We start from the raw sequence: 21,203 nt of genomic DNA, 5'->3' as shown, positions 1-21,203 counted from the left end.
AAACTAGTAATTTGACAAGGCAAATTTGCTTGCTGGGGAATAGGGAAAGATTTTTTCGTTTTGTCAAATTCTATTACGTAGCAAGCACTTCAGTGCTTTATACAAGTATTAAAGTCACTACTACAAACTCATTTACACAGTAAAGTTGCCTTAACTCATCCCCCGGCTTGAAGCCGGGGGATTTCGAGTCATTAGTCATTGGTCATTAGTAATTAGCACCAATGACTAATGACTTTGGAGGCGGGCGGCTATCCCTCCCACCCCTCAAAGGTATGGGATTCCCGCCGATTTTCGTTGAGGAAGTATTAGAAATAAGAGAAATATTTAAGGGTCAATAGTCTAAGGTTTTTTGACCCTTGACTATCGACCCTATAATTAAACAAGCGAAAATGCGGATGGCGAGACTCGAACTCGCAAGGCAAAGCCACACGCACCTCAAGCGTGCGCGTATACCAATTCCGCCACATCCGCATGGTTTCTCTAAAGATAGACTATAGCATAAGAAAATAATTATAGTAAGGTGATATCTAAATTCAGTTGCTCAAAAATATAAATTTTCTCAAGGCGGTATCAGACTGACAGAAATCTAGCAGCTGCACAAGTGATATTAAAGGGGGTAGAGCTGCTGTGTTCGGCGGGGTATGCCTACGCAAAAGCCCAGCTTACTAGGCTAGCCAAGACTTACAGCAGCAATGTTGTTAGTGTAGTAAGACCTGTAGAGCCAGCAAGCCTGCAATCTCAAGTTTGCTTAGAATCAGGGTGGCGAATCTCCTGTCATAATTTGAAATAATGCGGAAGCGTTGTTTCAAGTTGGATCAGAGAAAATGTCAATCTACTGGTAATGATATCGAAACTAAAAAATGAAGTTTGACAAAATATTAATTGCCAATCGGGGAGAAATCGCCCTTCGCATTCTCCGCGCCTGTGAAGAAATGGGGATTGCAACAGTTGCGGTTCACTCCACCGTTGACCGTAATGCTCTCCACGTCCAACTTGCTGATGAAGCAGTTTGCATTGGCGAACCTGCTAGCAGTAAAAGTTATTTGAATATTCCGAATATTATTGCTGCTGCACTGACGCGCAATGCTACTGCTATTCATCCAGGCTATGGTTTTTTGGCAGAAAATGCCCGGTTTGCGGAAATCTGTGCCGACCATCATATTGCTTTTATCGGTCCGACTCCAGAAGCTATCAAGCTGATGGGGGATAAATCCACTGCCAAAGAAACCATGCAAAAAGCTGGAGTCCCGACAGTACCAGGTAGTGAGGGGTTGGTAGAATCCGAGCAAGAAGGATTAGGATTTGCCAAAGATATTGGCTATCCAGTAATGATCAAAGCTACAGCAGGTGGCGGCGGACGGGGTATGCGCCTAGTTCGTTCTGAAGATGAATTTGTCAAACTTTTCTTGGCGGCTCAAGGGGAAGCAGGAGCAGCTTTTGGGAATTCCGGCGTTTATATCGAAAAATTTATTGAACGTCCCCGGCACATCGAATTTCAAATTTTGGCGGATAACTACGGCAATGTTATCCACTTGGGTGAACGTGATTGCTCTATTCAACGCCGGAATCAAAAGCTACTAGAAGAAGCACCAAGTCCGGCTCTCGACCAAGACCTGCGCGAGAAAATGGGACAAGCTGCTGTCAAAGCTGCCCAATTCATTAACTACAGTGGAGCGGGTACTATTGAGTTTCTTTTGGATAGATCGGGTAAATTCTACTTTATGGAAATGAACACCCGGATTCAAGTAGAACACCCTGTAACAGAGATGATTACTGGGATAGACTTAGTTGCCGAACAAATCCGCATTGCCCAAGGGGAAAGACTCAAGCTTACCCAAGAACAAGTAGTATTACGAGGTCATGCGATCGAATGCCGGATCAACGCTGAAGATCCAGATCATGATTTTCGCCCATCTCCTGGAAGAATCAGCGGCTATCTCCCCCCCGGAGGGCCTGGTGTTCGGATTGATTCCCACGTTTACACAGATTACCAAATCCCGCCCTACTACGATTCCTTGATCGGCAAATTAATTGTTTGGGCACCAGATCGACCCACTGCTATTAACCGCATGAAACGCGCACTTCGGGAATGTGCCATTACTGGACTTCCTACTACCATCGGGTTTCATCAAAAAATTATGGAAACTCCACAGTTTTTGCAGGGTAATGTCTATACAAATTTTGTGCAGGAAATGAACGGTTAGGAGAGTAGGGAAGGAAAAAGGTTATAGGTTACAGGGGACAGGGTTATAACCTGTAACCTTTACCCTGTAACCTGTACCCTAATTTACACGAGATAGCATAGTCAACAATCCTTGTTGACCTAGCAGAATTTCTCGCAGTAGGCTGAAAATCCCAACCCAAATAATAGGTGTAATGTCTACCCCGCCTATAGGTTGCACTAGCTTTCGCAACGGGATTAAAAATGGTTCAGTCGGCCAAGCTATCAAATTAAAGGGCAAACGATTCAGATCCACTTGCGGATACCAAGTGAGAATGATCCGGAATATAAATAAAAATGTCATCACCCCTAACACAGGGCCAAGAATCCAAGCAGTCAGGTCAACACCAGTCATCGTTTTAAGCTACTATCTGTCTGTAAAGAAAGAAACAATTTAGGCAACGGCAAGCCATTCGGGTGACGCTCCTGCATCGCTAACGCCAAGTCTCTCTATGGGGAAAACCCCCTTCTCTACTAGACGCTCCGCGAAGGCGCTAGCTTCTCCCAAAGGGGGAGAATTGTACTGGCTCAGTACGCTTTGCGACGCCGAATAGCCCGTTGTAGACATCGCTAAAAAATTTGAAGCTTTGTAAAGCACTCTCATCATTATTTTAACCAAATGCTGTCACTTCCTTCTGGAATACAAAAGGAAACACGCTCACGCAGTTAAACCGATGACTAGCAAAAGGGTTATTAAGTTTGGCAGTTAACGCCCAGAGGCTTCTCAAGAAAGTAATACACTATTAAAATTAGGATGAAGTGTGTAAAAAAAGGTTGAGAAGTATGACGCCTTCTTTAGCAAATTTTCTTTGGAGCCTGCTATGGGGTACTGCAATTGTTGTGATACCCGTTACAGTTGGTCTAATTTTCATTAGCCAAAAAGATAAAATTCAGCGTTCATAATGCTTATGAGAGTTAATTCAACTCTCACAATCGATTGTCTGTCAGCTATCTACATTTATTGCACCAAAAGCAGGATTTTCTGCGATTGGCCGTAATTGTAGATGATAGACATAGGTGTTTTTACTTTTCGGTGAATAGCTTCAGAGCTTCTTTGCCAGAAGCTTTGAAGCTTCAATATATCGTTCCTAATTAGAGTAGTGATTTTAATTGTGACTCGCTAACATAGATTTGATATCGGGAAAACAGCAATGATAAATTTTGGGCTGAACTCAGCCAGTTTTCTGGCTCAGGTAAATTTTGGAGCAAACTCAGCCAGTATTCTAGGAATTTTCCTGGCTGTGGCTGGGGCAGCACTGTATTTTCTCCGCACTGTGCGTCCAGAATTGTCACGGGATCAAGACATTTTTTTTGCCGCAGTCGGCTTGCTCTGCGGCTTCATTCTCGTATTTCAAGGATGGCGGCTAGACCCGATTCTGCAATTTGGGCAACTGCTTTTAGTTGGTACAACTGTATTTTTTGCAGTTGAAAGTATTCGCCTGCGGAGTATAGCTACCCAGCAAGCAAAGCGCAACACTCCTATTGTGGATGATGAGCGGGAGGTAAGCAGAAACTATTCTTATAACGATCGCAGAAAGTATCAAGCTGAAATGGATGCAGACTTAGATCCATTGCCTTATGAAGACGAGGAAGAACGCCCCGTGCGTGCCCGGATTCGGGGTAGCAGGGATGAGATTTCAACTCGTGATGACTACTACCAGGAGCAACCCCCCCGTCGTTCTGAACGCCGTAACGGCAGCAGTAGTGAAAGACAGGCTCCAACGGATAGAACACGGCGGCGTACTTCTGGGCGTCCTGTGAATCGCCCTTCTGAAACCTCTGAAGAAGAAAATTGGGGTTCTTCGTCTAGGCAAGTTGATGATTGGGAAACTTCCGGTGGAGAGGTCAGAAAACCTTCTCGCCGCAGTAATAATGGGCCCCAGCGTCCCGAAAGTCGTGAAGATGATGTTGCTCCTAGACCGAGAAGGCGTCGTCCCACCACTGACTCAACTCCTCGAAGACCGCGCGAAGATGATGATGCGATCCCAACTGATTATGTGCCATACAATCCGATTGAAAAGCCAAATGAAGGGCCAGATAATTCAAACGATTTTGATGACGATATTTAAAACAGTTGGTGTGGAAGTTGGTTTAGAGGCGACGGAAAACAATTGAGGTGGAAAAATTTACGCCTACATTTTGGCTCCAAAGACCAATTCATTGGAGCCTAGTTTTTGGTTTAACAAGTTTGCTTGTATCTTGTGGTTCTAACGATGTTCCCATAGGGCCTACTTCCCTCAACAGTCGCTACACCGAGGAGCAACCTGTTTTGAGCGGAAATGGGCGCTTTTTAGCGTTTGTATCGAATCGGAACGGTAATCAGCAGCTACTAATGTACGATTTGGAGAGGCAATTGTTTATTCGCACACCGGGGATCAACCGAGCAGAGACAATTGCCGAAAGTCCTAGCTTAAGCTACACCGGGCGTTATATTGCTTATCTTACTAGTGATCAAGGTAGAGCAGTGGTGGCGCTTTACGATCGCGCTACGCAACAGTCGCAAATCGTCACACCAACCTATCGCGGCTGGGTCAGAAAACCAAATATTAGCCCAGATGGACGTTATGTTGTCTTTGAAACCGCCATCCGTGGTCAGTGGGATATTGAAGTCCTAGACCGGGGGCCAAATATTGAGTTAGATATTCCCAATGGTGCAACTGTAAGTCCACCCCCGTAGGAGTTAGGAGTTAGGAGTCAGGAGTTAGGAGTCAGGAGTTGTGAGACTATTGACTAATGACTAATGACTAAAATTATATGAAACGTGTTTTTTTTATACCTATATTTTTATGCTCCAGTTTACTGACTGGGTGTTTTGGTTACCCTCGTCTTTTGAGTTATCCCTTTGATCCGGGGGGTCGGAGTCTTAATAGTTTAGCGTCGGAATTAAACCCCCAGATTTCTGGGAGATACATTGTTTTTATTACTGACCGACGGGGTAGCCAAGATGTTTATATGTTTGATACGGTAACTCGCGATTTGGTTGATTTACCAGGTTTAAACTCCCTTGATGCGATCGCAAATCATCCTAGTGTTTCACAAGATGGTCGTTATGTTGTGTTTGCGGCTAGTCGTCAGGGGCGATCGGCTATTTTTCTCTACGACCGGGAGACACGCCAATCACGAAATATGACTTCTAACCTGCAAGCGGAAGTCCGTAACCCTACAATTAGCGCTGACGGTAGTAGGATTGCTTTTGAATCTAGTAACAATGGGCAGTGGGATGTTTTAGTATATGACCGTTTTGGACGGCCGTTGAATATACCTCAAGAACCGCGTTGAAGAATGGGGAATGGGGAATGGGGAGTAGGGAGTGGTGAAAGAAAATTCCCTATTCCCTACTCCCTATTCCCTATTCCCTAATTCTTGTTGCACAGATTCAATGAGCGATCGCACTTGTTGCGTCCCTTCAGAGGCTTCAAATGATAGGGGGAATTTACCTCGACATAACATCCGCAAACCTAGGGGTGCAAGGCTGAGTAATCCTTTTAAATCCCGAAAATAATTACCGACCACTTGTAAACCAAATTGACGTTCATCAATCCAACCACCTTCTTTAACCAAATCTATCAATACTTTTCGGTGGCGAATTGAGCGGCTGTCGCTGGCTTGTTTGTGAGTGAGAATTTCTTGTTTAATTTTGGTGATTTGTTCTAATGGTGCAACTTCCATTGGACAAACTGAATCGCAATATAAACAACGGGTACAACCCCATACACCTTTAGTACCTTCGTTGTAACTTTCTAAACGATTTTCGGTATCGCTATCGCGGGAGTCTCCTACCATCCGGTAAGCTTTGGCAAGGGCATGAGGCCCTACAAAGTCTGGATTGACTTCACGGGCGTTGCATTCAGAGTAACAAGCACCGCACATAATACAGTTACCAGTTTGATCGAGGCGCGATCGCTCTTGTGGTGTTTGCAAAAACTCTCTTTCTGGTACTTGTCGTGCTGCCGTACTCACATAAGGAGCAACTGCCTCTAGATTATTCCAAAAGCTGCTCATATCTACAACCAAATCTTTAATCACGGGCATATTACCGAGAGGAGCGATCGTGATTTCGCCAATGGCATTTACTTTACTTTCTGATGATGGTATTTGTTGTAATCTGGCAAGTTCACTGCCAACATTTTCCTTACAAGCTAAAGCCGAACGTCCATTAATTCGTATAGCACAGCTACCACAAATGGTATTGCGGCAATTTTTGCGAAATGCTAAAGTTCCATCTTGCTCCCACTTAATATGATTGAGGCAATCCAAGATTGTATTACCTGGTTCTGCCTCCACAAGGTAGGTTTGCACAACAGGAGAGGAATTTTGTTGCTGTCGAATTACCTTAAAAATAACTTTCATTACCACTAACCAAAATTTTAAAATTGCTTCACCAGGCTCGAAAATCATCAGTCAAGGTAGGTAATTGCGAAAAGTGAGCTATACTCTTTTTGCCTTAATTCAAACCCTGGTGTTAATATACTGACGATTAAAGAGTGACTGATTCTAGTTTAAGGATAACCATTAAAATTTTAGTTGTAGCAGCCCTGTAGACAAGATTTTTGTCAAATTCTAAGATAAAACGCCAAAAATGTAATTGCAGCTTTCCATTAAATTTATCTGTTTGGCAATGTCAAGGAAAGAGGGTTTGCGGATAGAGGGACTTAGGTTCATCTCTGAACTTGCGATCATATCCAAATTAAATACATGTCAGGTTAGCAACACATCTTTATGTCAGCTTGAGTCTAGCAGTCTCGGTTGGAAAATTCTGGCTTCGGTAACCCTTGACGGAATTTTTTGATTATATAGAAGTGTAAAAGCCCATGTTCAACATATAGTACTGACAATCAAGCCCTAGGCATCTGTTAAGAGACTTATTATTCCCATAGACAGACGTGCAAAATCCTCTGATCGCTTTTCACCTTCGGATAATAATCAGAAGACAAATCCTCACCACTTTCAAAGAAAACTTAGAGCACTGGAAAACCCGTACACGCGAGACTTTTTGCTTTTTGGCTGACTCTCAATCAAGAAAATCTTGGATTTAACTCATTGGTCAAAACTGCTCGTCTCAATTATATAAATTTTTATAAAAGCCAGATGCCAATACTCACGCTTGCAATAAAGGGTTAGTAAAATCTCCACTGCTTTTTTCAACTTTCAAGTCCAGGAATTTAAATAAAAATTTACCAGCAACTTTAATTCAAAATTAAACAACTATTTTGCTATTATTAGTCCATGCTAGTATTTAATATAAAATTACGAAGTGACAAAACCAGAATTAATAGCCGTATCAGCGCGGCTACTACTGCTTTGTTGATTCGTAATGTAGAGACAAGAAAATTCGCGTCTCTACTGGCAGGACAAAAGGGCTTATGCCCGTAGGACTCTATTGAAATACTATGCTGTCTAAAGCTTGAGAGGACGAGTGGAGAAAACTCTACTTGCTCATTGGCAATAAAGACAAGCACTGAAAGTGAAAAACCTGCAATTTCTTAGGTCTACGACTTATTTGCAGTAGAACCTGACCAATTTGTAAAGGTGGCTGAAAGTTACACCGCTACAGTAGCGCCAAAGGAGAAAATAGTTTTCTTTCTGATGGCGAATAATGGTTAAAAGTGCCGTAACATCACCAAAATAAATGTCTGTGGCAACTATAGCCTCTAGTTGGTTGTGGACAACCATAATAGAAGTGCTTTTGGCTCCTATCGGCAGGAATTCACCCTTTACACTAGGGTCTTAAGTAGCTCTATGCAAATGCTAAAAAGCTAAATGCTGGCATAAGACTACATCGTTTATCAGTTTGGAGAGAGTAAGGAAAATTTGAGCATAATGACTGAAACTGCAACCGCGCCATTAACCGGAAAAGCACTACTTGCGAAAGTAAAAGAACTTTCCACTTTACCACGCCGAGAAAGAGCTAAACAGTGCGGCTATTACACTGTTACTAAGAATAACCAGGTTCGTGTCAATCTCACCGATTTTTATGACGCTTTGCTATCTGCTAGAGGAATTCCTCTAAGTCCAGAAGCACCTAAAGATGGCCGTGGTCGTGAACCGACATATCGGGTTAGTGTCCATCAAAATGGTCAGATTGTGATTGGTGCTACATATACCAAAGCAATGGGTTTAAAGCCTGGAGATGAGTTTGAAATTAGACTGGGATACAAACATATTCACTTAATTCAACTCGGTGAAACTGATAAAAAACTGACCTCACAAGATATAGACTCTGACGAATCAGACGAAGATTTGGAAGACGAAGAGTAAATTTGCTGATGGTAAGGATAAGTTTCAGATGATGATAACTTCTCCTTACCCTAATAGCAAACTGGTAACTCTGTTGAGAAAATTTTGTCCCAGTTAAAAAATACGATTAGACTCCTTGCAGAAGTCACCAAGTTTAGTAGAGTCTTGATTAATCAGCAAGAAATCTATAATGCAAGGAGTCTATCGTGTTTATTTTGATAACTTTCTTTGAGCCTTCAGTCAATGCCTTACTGGCATTTATGGAAAATGCGCCAGCACTAGTTATAGTGATGGCATTTTTTGTTTGCTGGATAGTTAGCTGGTTGCCAGTAGCAGCAGTATCAGCAATATTGCTTAATTGGCAACCTCCTAAACCTTTACAGCCAGAGCAAAAGATGCCGTTATTGGTGTCACTTTACCTATTAGCTCCCCTGATTCTTTGGGGAGTTGTTTTGCTTACTAATAAATCTTTTTCAGATTACGGTTTTGTTAGCAATCTTTCAACTCTTGGTTCTTTAGCACTAGGTTTTGGTTTGGGAGTGCTGAGTCTAGCTATTGTATTTAGTGGGCAATTCTGGTTAGGCTGGTGTTCTTTTGAAAAGACGAATTTCAAGTTAATACCACCCATCTTGCTACCGATTTTCTTGATAGCGTTCTTAGTCGGTGGGATAGAAGAGTTAGTTTTTCGCGGTTTCCTGTTTACTGAATTAGCGCAGGATTACCCAATTTTGGTAGCAGCAGCAATTTCTAGCTTGATTTTTGCTTTGCTACATTTGGTTTGGGAGCAAAGCGAAACAGCACCCCAACTCCCTGGATTGTGGCTGATGGGAATGGTGCTGGTGTTGGCACGCTTTGCCTCTAGCGGTAACTTGGGTTTAGCTTGGGGATTGCACGCGGGATGGGTATGGGCGATCGCTACCCTAGATACAGCAGAATTAATTAATTACACTGGTATTGTCTCTGATTGGTTTACAGGTAAGAATAAAAAACCCCTAGCTGGTTTAGCGGGAATTATTTGTGTATTGGGAACTGGAGTAATTATCTGGTTATTTTCTAAGTATTTTTAATTTTGCATCGAAGATTTACGTCAACTACCCAGATCCCCGACTTCTCAAAGAAGTCGGGGATCTAAATCCACCTTTAGGACTAAAAACTACTGATTCCTTCGGATTCTGTCGATTTCTCGTTGTAATTCTTCAATTTGGCGGCGTAAAGCTTCTGTCTGATTTTCGGAAGATTCTGCTGGAACATTAACTGCTCCGGAAGCAGGCGATCGCTGATAATTTCCTCGGCGAATTTGCTGGTATTCTTCGGATACTGCCCACGCCCGTAAATAATGCAAGCGTTCAACAGGGAAAGGATGAGTCAACATTGTACCCTGAGCGCCATTGTACATCAAGAATTTATATACCTGATTCAGTCCATCATCATCAAGTGCCTGATAATTTTCTGACTGCTTGATAAACTCTTGTAAACTACACTCATTGGCATATTTGTGACTACCGCCAGAGAGTTTCATCATCGTTAACATTACAGGATTCAAGTCATCTACAACTAGTAGTGCGGCACGATCTGAGGATAGCTCGGCTTTCCGCCGCCACTCAAAAAAAGCATAAATTAAGCCTTGTGTAACAAGATTACCGAGGCCGAAGGTCAATTCACCCAAGGCGGAAGCAGCACTCATCGCCCACATCGCCATTTGAATTAAAATAGTATGACCACATTTAATATGCCCCAGTTCATGGGCTAACACCACCCGAATCTCGGCTTCATCTAGTAAGTCTAGTATCCCTGTATTTACGACTATGTAAGGATTTTCTTGCCCCAGCGCATAGCTATTTGGTTGGGGATCTTGCGAGACAAACAGTGTAGGTTCTGGGTAAATGTCCAAATCTCGGACGCATTCCCGAAACATTTGGTAAATAGTGGAATATTGACGCGGCCCGACTTGGATGGTGTTACCCATTAGATAGACTAATTGAGGGCGTTCGTAGATAAATTCCACAAATTTACGAGCAATTAAATCAAATCCCGGTAAATTTCGTAAAGCTTGCTCGGCTTGGCGATCTAGTGGATGCCTGAAGGCTTCGCTGGAAATTCCTGTGTAAGTTGGCATAATTCAGGGTATTGGTGATTGGTCATTAGTCATTAGTCATTGGTCATTAGTCATTAGTTTTGGATCAATGGCAAAGAACAAAGGACAAAGAACAAATGACAAATGACAAGATAATAGAAATGGGGCAATTGGAAGTAAAAATCACTTTGTATGGAATTAAAAGCGTGTGATTGAGGCAGAAGTTCATTTGTCACTACATAACTTTTTGCGATCGCAAGCGGGGTTCCCTTCCTGGCCCCATCATTTGACGATGGCACGGTTGGTAGCACGCGCCTTGCGCCTGGGACGTAGCGCCCTAATTCAAGTCGGGGCGGTTTGTGGCTATCAAGGGCGGTATCGTACTAGTTTCGTAGCATCAGCTCTAATGTGGCATGGCCCTGTAATTATTGTTGCTCAAGAAGCGGTGCAGCAACTTCTGCTGCGGGTGGAAATTCCCCGGCTACAGCAGTGGCTACCAGCTAATAAATCGATTAGAACAGGTGACGCTTGGCCTGGTGCTGAGTTTCAAGGGCTACTGCTGACCTCCCCAGAAGCTTGGTTAACAGGACAATTTGCTGGTGGCGATCGCTTTCCCCAAGGCATTCCTACAATTATTGATGGGGTAGATGATCTCGAAGATTGGGTGCGTGATCAGCTTACCCAAGATATTCAACCCGATGATTGGGATCAACTCATGCTGGCTTGCCCAAACCAAGCTGAGGCAATTCGCGAAGCACGGATTGAACTGACACACGAACTTTTTCAGCATCCTGCAAATCCATATCAGTGCTATCTAATTTCCCAGCCAGAAATAGAAATTTTGAGTCGTCTCTATTCTGCTTTAGAGTCATTAGAAGCATTGCCAGAACCTTGGAAAAATTTCTGGCAACAATTTCAAACCCTTAACGAAAATCTTTCCCCCTCATCTTCCCCTCCTCTCTTCTGGGCGACTATTGCCCATCGACAAGGTTTATTTTCTTTACACTACGCCCCAATGGAATTAGGGGAAATACTCTCGCCTATTTGGCAGCGACAACCAGTAGTTTTAATTGGCAGCGCTATCGAACCGGAAACCGAGGCTCCTCTTTTCCGCCAGCGCCTTGGTTTGGATGATTTAACTTGTCTAAAGTTCTCTTCGGAGAGTCAAGCGGAAGCAATTCAACTGTATGTACCCTATAAGTTGCCCCTACCCAACACACCAGAATTTCAAGCGGAATTTATCCACAAAGTCCGCACACTAGTTTGTCTAAGTGCGACAGCACCAGGATTGACGGCTGTTTTGGTTGGGGATGTACCACTAAAGGCTCAAGTGGCGACAATTCTGGCTTCAGAGTTTGGTTCACGGGTGCAAGTAGAAAAAACTTGTTTGGATGAGAATGGTATTTTAATTAGTGGTTGGGAATTTTGGCGAGAACATCAACGAGTCTTGCCAGCACCCCATCTATTAATCATTGCTACTTTGCCCCTGCCATCTTTGGAAAATCCCCTGGTAGCTGGTAGGGTAGCTCTTTATAAGCGATCGCATCAAGATTGGTTTCGTTTATATTTGTTGCCCGCTGCTTTGAATGAATTACAAAGAGCGATCGCTCCAGTCCGAGAAAGTCAAGGGATTGTGGCTTTGCTTGATAGTCGTGTAGTTAACCGTAGCTACGGCGCTCAAGTTCTCGCTGCCTTAAGTCCTTTAGCACGCATTAACTATCTTGATCCCAGTCTGTTTTCCAATACAGATGAGGAAAATTCCGCCTAAATTCAGTTACCAATGCCCAATTCCCAATTTAAATTTTGTCAACCAAAGTGCGATCGTCTAAAAGCAAGCACTATTATCAGCTTATAGAAGGTGATGTAATTTATCGCCTCTCTATAGCCATGATTCCTGGCAAAATAAATTTAGAACCTAAATAGAATTTGAGTTGCTGATTATGGGTGAAGCAAAGCGTCGTAAAAGCACACTGGGAGAAACATACGGTCAAGATACTCGCATCTTGTCTTGGGTTCCGATCACAAAAACTCAAGGCGAACAATTTGTCACGTGGACTACTCGTGGTGCCTGGATAGGCATTGGTCTTATGGTCGTAGGATGGGCAACTATCCGTTTTATCGGCCCAGCTTTTGGTTGGTGGCAAGTAGTCTACTAATACTCTCACCCCTTTTAGGGGTGGATTTTTCAAATAATTTGCAATTGAATTAGTTGAAGATTTATACCCAAACAGGTAAAAACCGCTAATTTGACAATTTGGTATGGTTCTTTGCTAAAAATTATGAATTAGTTAATCTAGTGTTTCATATTAAATAATTATTCAAATTGAATAAGCAATCAAAATATATTATATATTTCGTCAAATTTGGCAAAACTAAATTAAGATAAGAATCTTTACAAATCTCTCATACTTTGGTTAGTACAACTTTTTGAGGATAATCCCAAAATAGTTATAAATATTGCCTAAATGGCAACATAACTCTGCTGAGTTTAGGTATTGTCAGTGTTGAGTTGATCCATCCTGGAGTTTACACTCACACTTGTCTATAAAACACGTAACAAAGTAGTATTAAGCACTATTTTCTAGTTTTAAGTACTTAATTTCAAATTCACATTGTCATTTGCTCAACTTTATACGTACAGGAGGAACGAATTTGGTATACCGAATCATTTGTCCATACCAAAATTTACGTTAGCAAGAGAATAGATTAAACATCTAAACAAGACTAACTATAACGATGCAAAACTACGTCATAGCATCTACTAACGGTAAATTGGGCTGCACGTAGCCAATAAAGACGAAATATGTAGCTTTTCTGTAGTTGACTAGTGCTAGATTTAAGTTACTCTTAAAGCGGATCGTTTCTTGCAAGAATCTACCCTGACAGAAGTGTATAAAGATATGGTTAAATTTAGCAATTCTGTCCGAGATTTTGTATTTGCAAACTGAATAGTTTGATACGGCCCTCAAAACCCCGATACACTACCCTAAACAAGGTAGTCAATTAACGACTCAATATCATCTGTCTAGTAATTGTATTGAATAGTTTACAATACCAGTGGATGAGAAAATCTAAAGAAAATATAAAAGAAACTCAAACGACTGTGGTGTCTGGAGGACAAAAGTGTTTCTGAGACTAGCACATCAACATCGACAATTCGTCCAAGACTTGGTAATGAACCTCCAAGCCTTGGCGGTTGTTCTAGAGCGGCGCGGGTATCCTGCATCCTGCTACACCTGTGGCGACCAAATGAATAGTGCCTCGTTTATGGTTAGCTTGGGTGATAACCATCTAATTCGGTTTTTAGTGTCCGATTATGGGATTACTTGGACAGAAATGCGGGATGACCGCGAACTAATGAAGCTAGAAGGCGCGGAAGCAATTAGCCAACTAGACGAACTGGCTAATCTTGTCAAGCAATCTATGCAAACTGATACAGGCTCTAAAACTCTTGCCAAGAAGTATTAAGGTTCCAAAGGTCGATGGCAAATTAAAAATTGATTATTGGTAACTGTTAATCGGTAATGGTGGCTTAATTAGCGATCGCTCTGACTTATTCTTCATTACCATTAAGTGATTGGCTCCTAGTTAGCCCATCGCAGATTTTTGTGTACGTCTAAACCTTACGAACCGGGTTTTTAGCCTTTAGCTGTAAGGTGTTAAAAGGAAAAATCAACCTTTGGCACAGGTGAGGAACTATAAACACCTAAAGTCCATTGCCAATCAAAATAAAGGGTGCCCAATAGTAGGGATGACTAAAGTTACTAACCGCTGCTAAGGGTGCATTGTGACTTATTGTCTTCCAGTCTCCAGTAATTAATGAGACTTGAGCTTGTCGTAAAGCTTCAGTTTTACTAAACTTATTAGTCGAGAGAACACCATAAAAAGCACTCATCAGTGCTTGTGTACCACCATCATCCACAGACCACAAAGAGGCGATCGCGGCTCTAGCGCCGGTTTGTTGCATTTGATAGCCAAAGCCCAAAATTTCCTCACCATTACCTAACTTGCCTCCCAAGCCGGTTTCACAGGCGCTCAACACTACCAAATCTACATTCGGGAGTGACCAAGTGGCGACATTTCTAAAATTAACGCGATCGCCATTCCCAAATAAAATAAACGAATCTTCTGGTTTACCAACCACAAAGGCTGCATGAGTCGCTAAATGGACAATTGTATAATCATCCATTTGGGGTACAGCGACTCTAGGAGTAAAGGCATCGTCTAAAAGCTTCGTAGTTTCAGGAACCGCAGCTGCTAAACTTTCCACCTCCCGCGTTGCAAAGGGTAAGCCAGCAAAAGCAACTTGTCGATTACCAACTTTGATTTGATAATTACCTTTAGTAAAAGCACCTGCTAAAACCCGCAAAGTTGATTGTTGTGGGGTATTTAAGTTAGTCAGACTGGCGGATGTAATGTGATTTACATTGAAGCGCTGCACTAGCCATTGTTTGCCATCATATAAAGCAGTTAACGGAATGTAGCGTAACCGATCGTCTGGAGCGTAAATCAGAGTTTGCGTACCTGATAGTTTCAAGTCTTTCTCTATCGGTTTAATTAGCCAGTCATATAATTGGCGTGCAGGTGCTTTGATATTTCGACTGGGATTGATTAAAGCTTGGCGGAAAGCACCAATTGTTTTGTGGAGGTTTTCGCGTTTTATAGCAACGGTGCGATGAATTGGTGGGGATTCAGGAGTTACCAATACCAATTCCAAACTATCTTTTAAAATCAGTGGGTAGAGTAGTGCTGATTTTTGAGGTAATCGCGCCAAATTATCCCGAAGTTGGTTGAAACTCTCCAATTCCAAATTTTGCCGTCTAGCTGTAAGGCTAATTTGCTCTACCTGTGCTTTTACTGAAGGACTATTAATAAATTCGTTAAATTCATCCAGGAGTTGCTGTTGATTTAGGACTAATTGCTCGATGCGTTTTTTCTGTTCTAGCGATCGCTCTTTGGGGGGAATTTTCCGTAGTTTTGTCAGTTCCTTACCCAGTACAACAGCATTATCCACACTTTGATCCAACTTTTGTTTAATCGGTTTTTCTGTTGCCGCTATATTAATAGCTTTGACAGTACGTTGATTACCTGGCACATTCTGGAGATATTCTTCTAGTTCTTCGACTTTGAGTAAATCCATTGTCCTTTGCGCTTCAGCAACACGTTCCTGTTTAAGTAATCGTTCACCTAAAATGCGATATGTCTGGCTCACAGTTATGCTGTAAGCATCTGGTTGTGGCGCACTCAGTGCTGATGGATTCAAGCGAGCTTTCTCACGATTAATCAAACAATGCTTGTAGAAAAAAATTGCTAAGTCCGGTTTGTTTTGAATATCGAATAAGTAACCGATGTTACTGTAAGTTTTGCCAAGTCGAACCAGATCCCCAAGTTCTTTGTTAATTAATATGGCTTGTTGATAAGATTGAAGTGCCTCTGGATACTTTGTTTGACCTTGGTAGATTCTGCCGATGTTGTTGAATGTTACCGCTTCCCAAGAGCGCTCTCCAAGTTCTGTGCTGATAGCTAATGCTTTTTGTAATCTCTGCAATGCTTCTTGCGATTGACCTTGACGAGATTCTTTGATAGCTTGTTCATTGAGTCTGGCAATTTCTGATATCTGATTACTCGTGGGTAAAGCTTGAGCTTTTTCTCCAGATTCGTACCTCAACCTCGCATTTTTGCTTACCTGGTTATTGTCTGGATATACCATCCCAAAACCTAGTAAACTAAGTAGAGTCAAGGTAACAACACTCACATACTGGAGATTAGGCTGCATAACAAAACACTCCCTATACTCGGAAGGTAAATATTAAATTAATAAGTGCAGCAACACAATTAATTTTTATGCTATTCAATAATTTGGAAAATTTATAGGTACTGAGAAATTTGAAGATGTCAGAAGAAAAACCCACTCAACCAAAACTACCGCCAACCAGCGCTCTTGACAATCCATCAAATCATGAATTTGGGAATTGGTTTGAATATCCTGTGAGAGTTCAACCCCATCACACTGACTATGCAGGCATTGTCTGGCACGGTTCTTATCTAGCTTGGATGGAAGAAGCACGGATTGAATGCTTGCGATCTATAGGGATTGAATTTGCTGATTTAGTCGTTATCGGTTGCGATTTACCAGTTGTAGAACTGTCGGTGCGCTATCACCGTTCAATTCAATTGGGTATGGCAGTAGTAGTAAAAACGCGGATGGCTGAGGTGACTGGTGTCCGAATCAATTGGGATTATGCCATTGTCTCCGCTGATGGACAACAATTGTACGTCACCGCCAAAGTGACTTTAGTCGCTTTAGATCGCGAAAGAGGTAAGATTATGCGTCAGTTACCAGCGAGTGTTAAGGATGCATTGGCTAAAATTTCAGTATTAAATAATAATTGAACTACAAAGGCTGTAAATATTACAGGAACATTGGATTTATACTTCACCTTTTATTAGCAAAAGTGAAGTATTTCTTTTTACTTGCCAATTTGGATCTGCGACAGATTTTGAGCAAACTGGGTTATGTATTGCCAAATATCTTGTGGAGTAATACCAAAACTAATATTTAATAAAATAAGGATTGCCGCAAGAGTCAATGCATTGCTCACGGTTGCTTTCAGCAACTTCCATACTATTATGAAGACAATCCAAGCTACAATCAGCATAGCAATCATATATATTAATTCCTTAATAATCGCCCTTGTCTGATAGTGGGTTTATTCAGAAAAGGTAAATTTTTATTTTAAGTAAAAATTACTAGTGCTAAAGCTATTAAACCTAGTTTTAAATAGATACTAAAGCTAAGATTTTTTATCTAACAGTAGCAATGCTATATTACCTGAAAATGAGACTATGATTCAGAGAAGAGGCAACTTATTTGGCAATTTGGCAGAATTATTCAAAAATATCCTCTTAGTATTTTGTATAAAAGATTACAGTATGTAAAAGTTATATTTTGGAAGGATACATTAACGCTATTTGATTTTTGAAAATCAAAAGGCTGAGAATAAAGTGTATGGTAACAAAAATTTATACGAAAGTTGCAAAACTGTACAGCATCGCATACTTAGGTTTAGTTGCCTTAAGTTGTGCAGTCAATGCAATAATTTGGATTATGATATTTAAAAATAATGCTGCTGGTAATGAAATATCTTTTACATCAATATTTTTTGTGACGATCACTGCTTTAGTTGTGGTTGCCGCAATAGTTGGAATATTTCAAGAAAAGATGTGGGCAAAATGGATTACACTTGGAATCTATAGTTGGTATATATTTGGTAATATTCATTCAATCATCCAGACATCTTTATTAGGATCATTGGGAATAGATTCAAAAGGACTTAAAGTGATGAACTTAATAGCTTTAATTTTTCCGGTTTTAGGAATTATTTTCTTATTAGAAAAGCCAAAGACAAATGTCTCTAGTTAATCAATTACTATCTCAGATAAAGAGTCTAGTAAAGCATGGTAGAGAATGAACAAAAAGGAATTTAGCCGTTAGCCTTCAGGCTAATGCTGAAGGCTAAACAAGAATTGGTCAAGAGCCAGAAAATCTGCCTTTTGGGTATCTGCAATTAAAAGTTTTTATCGCAGAGAAATTATCCGCGAGTGAGTTTCTAACTTTTCAGTCGCTATTAAAACTTCTTGTCTTGCCCATTTATCTGCTGCCAAAATGTCATCTAAAGAGGGATTTGTACGGTTATCATTTTGATGGCGATCGCACACCCATTCGATACACCGGGGAATATCTAAAAAGCGAATTTTTTCATCTAAAAATAAAGCTACAGCTTGCTCATTGGCGGCATTTAATACAGCAGGCATGGAACCACCAGCTTTACCCACAGCATAAGCTAACTGCATACAAGGATACTTTTGGTGATCTGGTTCACGGAAGGTTAAATTTCCAGCTTTGACTAAATCTAGTCGTTCCCAGTTGGTATAGATGCGATCGGGCCAAGATAGAGCATACAGCAAAGGTAAGCGCATATCCGGCCAACCGAGTTGGGCTAAAACGGAAGTATCTTGCAGTTCAATCAGCGAGTGAATAATACTCTGGGGATGAATGACAATTTCGATATCGTCATAATCCAATCCAAACAGGAAGTGAGCTTCAATTACTTCCAGTCCTTTGTTCATCAAAGTAGCAGAGTCTACTGTGATTTTACGCCCCATCGACCAATTAGGATGCTTGAGAGCGTCAGCAACGGTTACATCTGCTAACTTTTCTACATCCCAGTCGCGGAAAGCCCCACCAGATGCAGTGAGCAAAATTTTCCGCAAGCCATCTTTGGGAACACCTTGGAGGCATTGAAAGATTGCGGAATGTTCGGAATCGGCTGGGAGTAATTTTACACCGTGTTTTTCGACTAGGGGTAGAACCACAGGGGCCCCAGCAATCAGGGTTTCTTTGTTCGCTAAGGCAATATCTTTACCAGCTTCAATAGCTGCGATCGTGGGTAGTAAACCAGCACAGCCAACGATACCAGTGACAACGGTTTGGGAATCCCCGTAACGGGCAACTTCTATCACTCCGGCGTCACCTGCCAATAGAATCGGTTGGGGATCGAGGTCAATGAGTGCTTCTTTGAGTGCTGGTAATTTAGCTTCTGAGCAAATGGCTGCTATTTCCGGTCGAAACTGCCGAATTTGAGCAGCCAACATTTCGACATTGCTCCCAGCCGCCAATCCCACAATCCGAAACTGATCTGGGTACTGAGTGACAATATCTAAAGTCTGAGTACCAATAGAACCAGTGGAACCAACAAGAGTAATCGCTTTCACAATTGCTTAAGGATTTACAGACAACTCCCACTATAAATTGCTGGGGACTCTTTAATAACAGCAATCACTATATTCGATACACTGACTCCAAGAGAGGGAGTGGGGAGATGAGGGAAAAGGGGGACAAAGGGGACAGGGGAGAAAATCACTAACTAACTAATGACTCTTGACAAATAACAAATGACAAATTCTCATATATATAGACAAAATTTGTATTTATAAATACTATACTTTTAAAGATAAATTCCGACAAAATTGACAAAATCAACCAAGTAGGGAACACTTTTAAGTAATTTTTAATCTGTACAGTTTGTTAATTATTTTGATGGAGGATTTAATATGCAAGATGTTACTCATAAATCGCTGTGTTACAGCCATAGGTAAAAGAATATATAAAGGAGTTTGTTGAAGCACTCAACCTTATGGTCAAAGTTCAGATAGTTATAAAAAAAGCTTTATGGAAAAATGATTTCCTATTTCCAGCAGCAATATGGTTTGCCAGCCGAATATTCATCTTGACTGTTATGTTGCTGGTTGCACCAAAACTACCGTTACCAGCAGAAGAATTTTTGCCCCGTTTTGGCTGGGGTGTTTTTGATGCCTGGGATACTATGCATTATCGAGCGATCGCTACTTCTGGCTATGAATTTGTAAATGACGGCAAGCAACACAATCTTGCTTTCTTTCCCCTATTTCCCTTAAGTATCTGGGTTTTGATGAAGTTGGGCTTACCGTTTGAATTAGCAGGTATATTAGTCAACAATTTAGCATTTTTCGCAGCGCTTTACTGTTTGTACTTTTGGGTTAAGGAGCATTATGACATCAATGCAGCGCAATGGGTGACTGCTGTGGTTTCTTTGTATCCATCGTCTATGTTTACGGGGGTGATTTACACAGAGGGGCTGTATTTGTTTTTGAGTACGGCGACTTTGCGGGCATTTGATCAAAAACAGTATGGCTGGATTGCCCTTTGGGGGGCGATGGCGACAGCAACACGTCCCACAGGTATGGCACTAATTCCAGCATTGGCGATCGCATCGTGGAAAGAACGCCGACCACCCATTGCTTATATAGCTAGTTTTACGACTGCTATTGGCATACTTTTATTCAGCTTGTATTGTGCGATTTATTTTGGCAACCCTCTAGCTTTTATCGAAGCACAAAGGGGATGGCGGCCTTCCTTTGGGTTTGATTGGCAGGGTTGGTTAAATATGCTCATGCAAATTGCAGTTGGCAGAAAAAATTGGCAATTTGGTTGGGTTCAAAACTCCTCTGGTGGGATTCAAGACCCCTGGTATCTCTTGCTTTGTGGCGTGATTGTTGCCAGTGGCTATCTTTTATGGCATTTCCGTCAACATTTTCGTTCTGTGAAATTATTCTATGGCTTTTATGCTTTAATCTTATTTTTGTTGATTCTGGCAAGCGAACAGTGGATTAATAACTTGCTCAACCTAACTATGGTCTTAGGTGGTGGCTATGTGTTGTGGCGCTTACGCACGCAACTGACCCCAGTTACAGTTATTTATGGCTTTTGTGGTATTGGTTTGCTGCTAGCCTCTGGAGGCACTATTTCCTTGAGCCGTCTCGCCTATGGTATTGTGCCTTTAAATATAGCCATTGGTGTGCTGCTATCTCGCCATCCTCGCCAGGGATATTTAATACTAGGCGTTTTTGTGACACTACTAGCCAAAATAGCTATAGGATTTGCCCAAGAGCGCTGGGTTGGTTAGTAGGTAGGCACAATATAGCATTTCTCAGTCTGGTGAAGTACAGTAACAAGAATGGGTAAACCAATTATAAATATCAGTTAACGAGACTTGAGTAAAAGCAGTTTCAATTGCTTTTGCTAAGTCTGGATAACTTCTAGCTCCAATAGAACGTAGTGAAGTTTTAATT

20 protein-coding genes, 1 tRNA gene and 1 pseudogene are annotated in these 21,203 nt (G+C 41.6%); 13 read left to right on the top strand and 9 right to left on the bottom strand.

Annotation, left to right across the window (positions count from 1 at the left end; genetic code table 11):
• Nucleotides 1-390: 390 nt before the first annotated feature.
• Nucleotides 391-471, bottom strand: a tRNA-Leu gene (locus A4S05_RS33300).
• A gap of 389 nt (nucleotides 472-860) precedes the next feature.
• Here A4S05_RS33300 and accC point away from each other — a divergent pair.
• On the top strand, nucleotides 861-2,204 hold the full coding sequence (gene accC, locus A4S05_RS33295; protein ID WP_069074045.1) for an acetyl-CoA carboxylase biotin carboxylase subunit: 1,344 nt from the start codon (nucleotides 861-863) through the stop codon (nucleotides 2,202-2,204).
• Between the two features lie 78 nt (nucleotides 2,205-2,282).
• Here accC and A4S05_RS33290 read toward each other — a convergent pair whose 3' ends face one another.
• The gene (locus tag A4S05_RS33290; RefSeq protein ID WP_069074044.1) at nucleotides 2,283-2,576 is read right to left on the bottom strand and encodes a YggT family protein; all 294 of its coding nucleotides are present in this window, start codon (nucleotides 2,574-2,576) and stop codon (nucleotides 2,283-2,285) included.
• Nucleotides 2,577-2,615: 39 nt separating this feature from the next.
• Nucleotides 2,616-2,789 (bottom strand): hypothetical protein, encoded by a 174-nt coding sequence (locus tag A4S05_RS42290; protein WP_218108001.1) that lies wholly within the window; start codon nucleotides 2,787-2,789, stop codon nucleotides 2,616-2,618.
• A gap of 215 nt (nucleotides 2,790-3,004) precedes the next feature.
• Here A4S05_RS42290 and psbX point away from each other — a divergent pair, with 215 nt between their 5' ends.
• The 4 genes from psbX to A4S05_RS33265 all read left to right on the top strand — a co-directional run bounded on the left by psbX (nucleotide 3,005) and on the right by A4S05_RS33265 (nucleotide 5,500).
• On the top strand, nucleotides 3,005-3,124 hold the full coding sequence (gene psbX / locus A4S05_RS33280; protein ID WP_012412183.1) for a photosystem II reaction center X protein: 120 nt from the start codon (nucleotides 3,005-3,007) through the stop codon (nucleotides 3,122-3,124).
• Between the two features lie 248 nt (nucleotides 3,125-3,372).
• A complete protein-coding gene (locus A4S05_RS33275) occupies nucleotides 3,373-4,290 on the top strand; it encodes a Ycf66 family protein (RefSeq protein WP_069074042.1) in 918 nt (305 codons plus the stop codon).
• Between the two features lie 47 nt (nucleotides 4,291-4,337).
• Entirely contained in the window at nucleotides 4,338-4,898 is a 561-nt protein-coding gene (locus tag A4S05_RS33270; RefSeq protein ID WP_069074041.1) for a TolB family protein, read from the top strand.
• A 77-nt stretch (nucleotides 4,899-4,975) separates the two neighbouring features.
• Nucleotides 4,976-5,500, top strand: a complete 525-nt coding sequence (locus A4S05_RS33265) for a TolB family protein (RefSeq protein WP_069074040.1) — start codon at nucleotides 4,976-4,978, stop codon at nucleotides 5,498-5,500.
• A 63-nt stretch (nucleotides 5,501-5,563) separates the two neighbouring features.
• On the opposite strand, the gene A4S05_RS33260 is transcribed toward A4S05_RS33265, so the two are convergent.
• Complete coding sequence (locus A4S05_RS33260) at nucleotides 5,564-6,571, bottom strand: succinate dehydrogenase/fumarate reductase iron-sulfur subunit (RefSeq protein WP_176727183.1); 1,008 nt, start codon at nucleotides 6,569-6,571, stop codon at nucleotides 5,564-5,566.
• A 1,146-nt stretch (nucleotides 6,572-7,717) separates the two neighbouring features.
• Complete coding sequence (locus tag A4S05_RS42285) at nucleotides 7,718-7,894, bottom strand: hypothetical protein (protein WP_176727181.1); 177 nt, start codon at nucleotides 7,892-7,894, stop codon at nucleotides 7,718-7,720.
• Between the two features lie 147 nt (nucleotides 7,895-8,041).
• Here A4S05_RS42285 and A4S05_RS33255 point away from each other — a divergent pair, with 147 nt between their 5' ends.
• A complete protein-coding gene (locus A4S05_RS33255; protein ID WP_069074038.1) occupies nucleotides 8,042-8,479 on the top strand; it encodes an AbrB family transcriptional regulator in 438 nt (145 codons plus the stop codon).
• 239 nt (nucleotides 8,480-8,718) lie between these two features.
• Nucleotides 8,719-9,306 (top strand): annotated as a pseudogene (locus A4S05_RS33250) (lysostaphin resistance A-like protein); the annotation flags it as partial.
• Between the two features lie 305 nt (nucleotides 9,307-9,611).
• On the opposite strand, the gene A4S05_RS33245 reads toward A4S05_RS33250, so the two are convergent.
• Nucleotides 9,612-10,574, bottom strand: a complete 963-nt coding sequence (locus tag A4S05_RS33245; protein ID WP_069074037.1) for a M48 family metallopeptidase — start codon at nucleotides 10,572-10,574, stop codon at nucleotides 9,612-9,614.
• 166 nt (nucleotides 10,575-10,740) lie between these two features.
• Here A4S05_RS33245 and A4S05_RS33240 point away from each other — a divergent pair, with 166 nt between their 5' ends.
• The 3 genes from A4S05_RS33240 to A4S05_RS33230 all read left to right on the top strand — a co-directional run bounded on the left by A4S05_RS33240 (nucleotide 10,741) and on the right by A4S05_RS33230 (nucleotide 14,000).
• Complete coding sequence (locus A4S05_RS33240; RefSeq protein ID WP_069074036.1) at nucleotides 10,741-12,300, top strand: helicase C-terminal domain-containing protein; 1,560 nt, start codon at nucleotides 10,741-10,743, stop codon at nucleotides 12,298-12,300.
• A 172-nt stretch (nucleotides 12,301-12,472) separates the two neighbouring features.
• A complete protein-coding gene (locus tag A4S05_RS33235) occupies nucleotides 12,473-12,688 on the top strand; it encodes a DUF2839 domain-containing protein (protein ID WP_069074035.1) in 216 nt (71 codons plus the stop codon).
• 967 nt (nucleotides 12,689-13,655) lie between these two features.
• Nucleotides 13,656-14,000, top strand: a complete 345-nt coding sequence (locus tag A4S05_RS33230; protein WP_069074034.1) for a DUF1815 family protein — start codon at nucleotides 13,656-13,658, stop codon at nucleotides 13,998-14,000.
• Between the two features lie 238 nt (nucleotides 14,001-14,238).
• Here the strand turns inward: A4S05_RS33230 and A4S05_RS33225 are convergent, their stop codons facing one another.
• Complete coding sequence (locus A4S05_RS33225) at nucleotides 14,239-16,308, bottom strand: CHAT domain-containing protein (RefSeq protein WP_069074033.1); 2,070 nt, start codon at nucleotides 16,306-16,308, stop codon at nucleotides 14,239-14,241.
• 116 nt (nucleotides 16,309-16,424) lie between these two features.
• On the opposite strand from A4S05_RS33225, the gene A4S05_RS33220 reads away from it, so the two are divergent.
• On the top strand, nucleotides 16,425-16,925 hold the full coding sequence (locus tag A4S05_RS33220) for an acyl-CoA thioesterase (RefSeq protein ID WP_069074032.1): 501 nt from the start codon (nucleotides 16,425-16,427) through the stop codon (nucleotides 16,923-16,925).
• A gap of 77 nt (nucleotides 16,926-17,002) precedes the next feature.
• On the opposite strand, the gene A4S05_RS33215 is transcribed toward A4S05_RS33220, so the two are convergent.
• A complete protein-coding gene (locus A4S05_RS33215) occupies nucleotides 17,003-17,200 on the bottom strand; it encodes a hypothetical protein (RefSeq protein WP_069074031.1) in 198 nt (65 codons plus the stop codon).
• 341 nt (nucleotides 17,201-17,541) lie between these two features.
• Here A4S05_RS33215 and A4S05_RS33210 point away from each other — a divergent pair, with 341 nt between their 5' ends.
• Nucleotides 17,542-17,955, top strand: a complete 414-nt coding sequence (locus tag A4S05_RS33210; protein ID WP_069074030.1) for a hypothetical protein — start codon at nucleotides 17,542-17,544, stop codon at nucleotides 17,953-17,955.
• A gap of 155 nt (nucleotides 17,956-18,110) precedes the next feature.
• On the opposite strand, the gene dxr is transcribed toward A4S05_RS33210, so the two are convergent.
• Nucleotides 18,111-19,307, bottom strand: coding sequence for a 1-deoxy-D-xylulose-5-phosphate reductoisomerase (dxr, locus tag A4S05_RS33205; RefSeq protein WP_069074029.1), 1,197 nt, complete (start codon nucleotides 19,305-19,307; stop codon nucleotides 18,111-18,113).
• 422 nt (nucleotides 19,308-19,729) lie between these two features.
• On the opposite strand from dxr, the gene A4S05_RS33200 reads away from it, so the two are divergent.
• Nucleotides 19,730-21,037, top strand: coding sequence for a mannosyltransferase family protein (locus A4S05_RS33200; protein ID WP_069074028.1), 1,308 nt, complete (start codon nucleotides 19,730-19,732; stop codon nucleotides 21,035-21,037).
• The last annotated feature ends 166 nt before the right edge of the window (nucleotides 21,038-21,203 follow it).

Source organism: Nostoc sp. KVJ20 (genome assembly GCF_001712795.1).
GTDB lineage: Bacteria > Cyanobacteriota > Cyanobacteriia > Cyanobacteriales > Nostocaceae > Nostoc.
The sequence above is the reverse complement of the archived record's forward strand: the minus strand, read 5'-3'. Positions and strand labels throughout refer to the sequence as shown.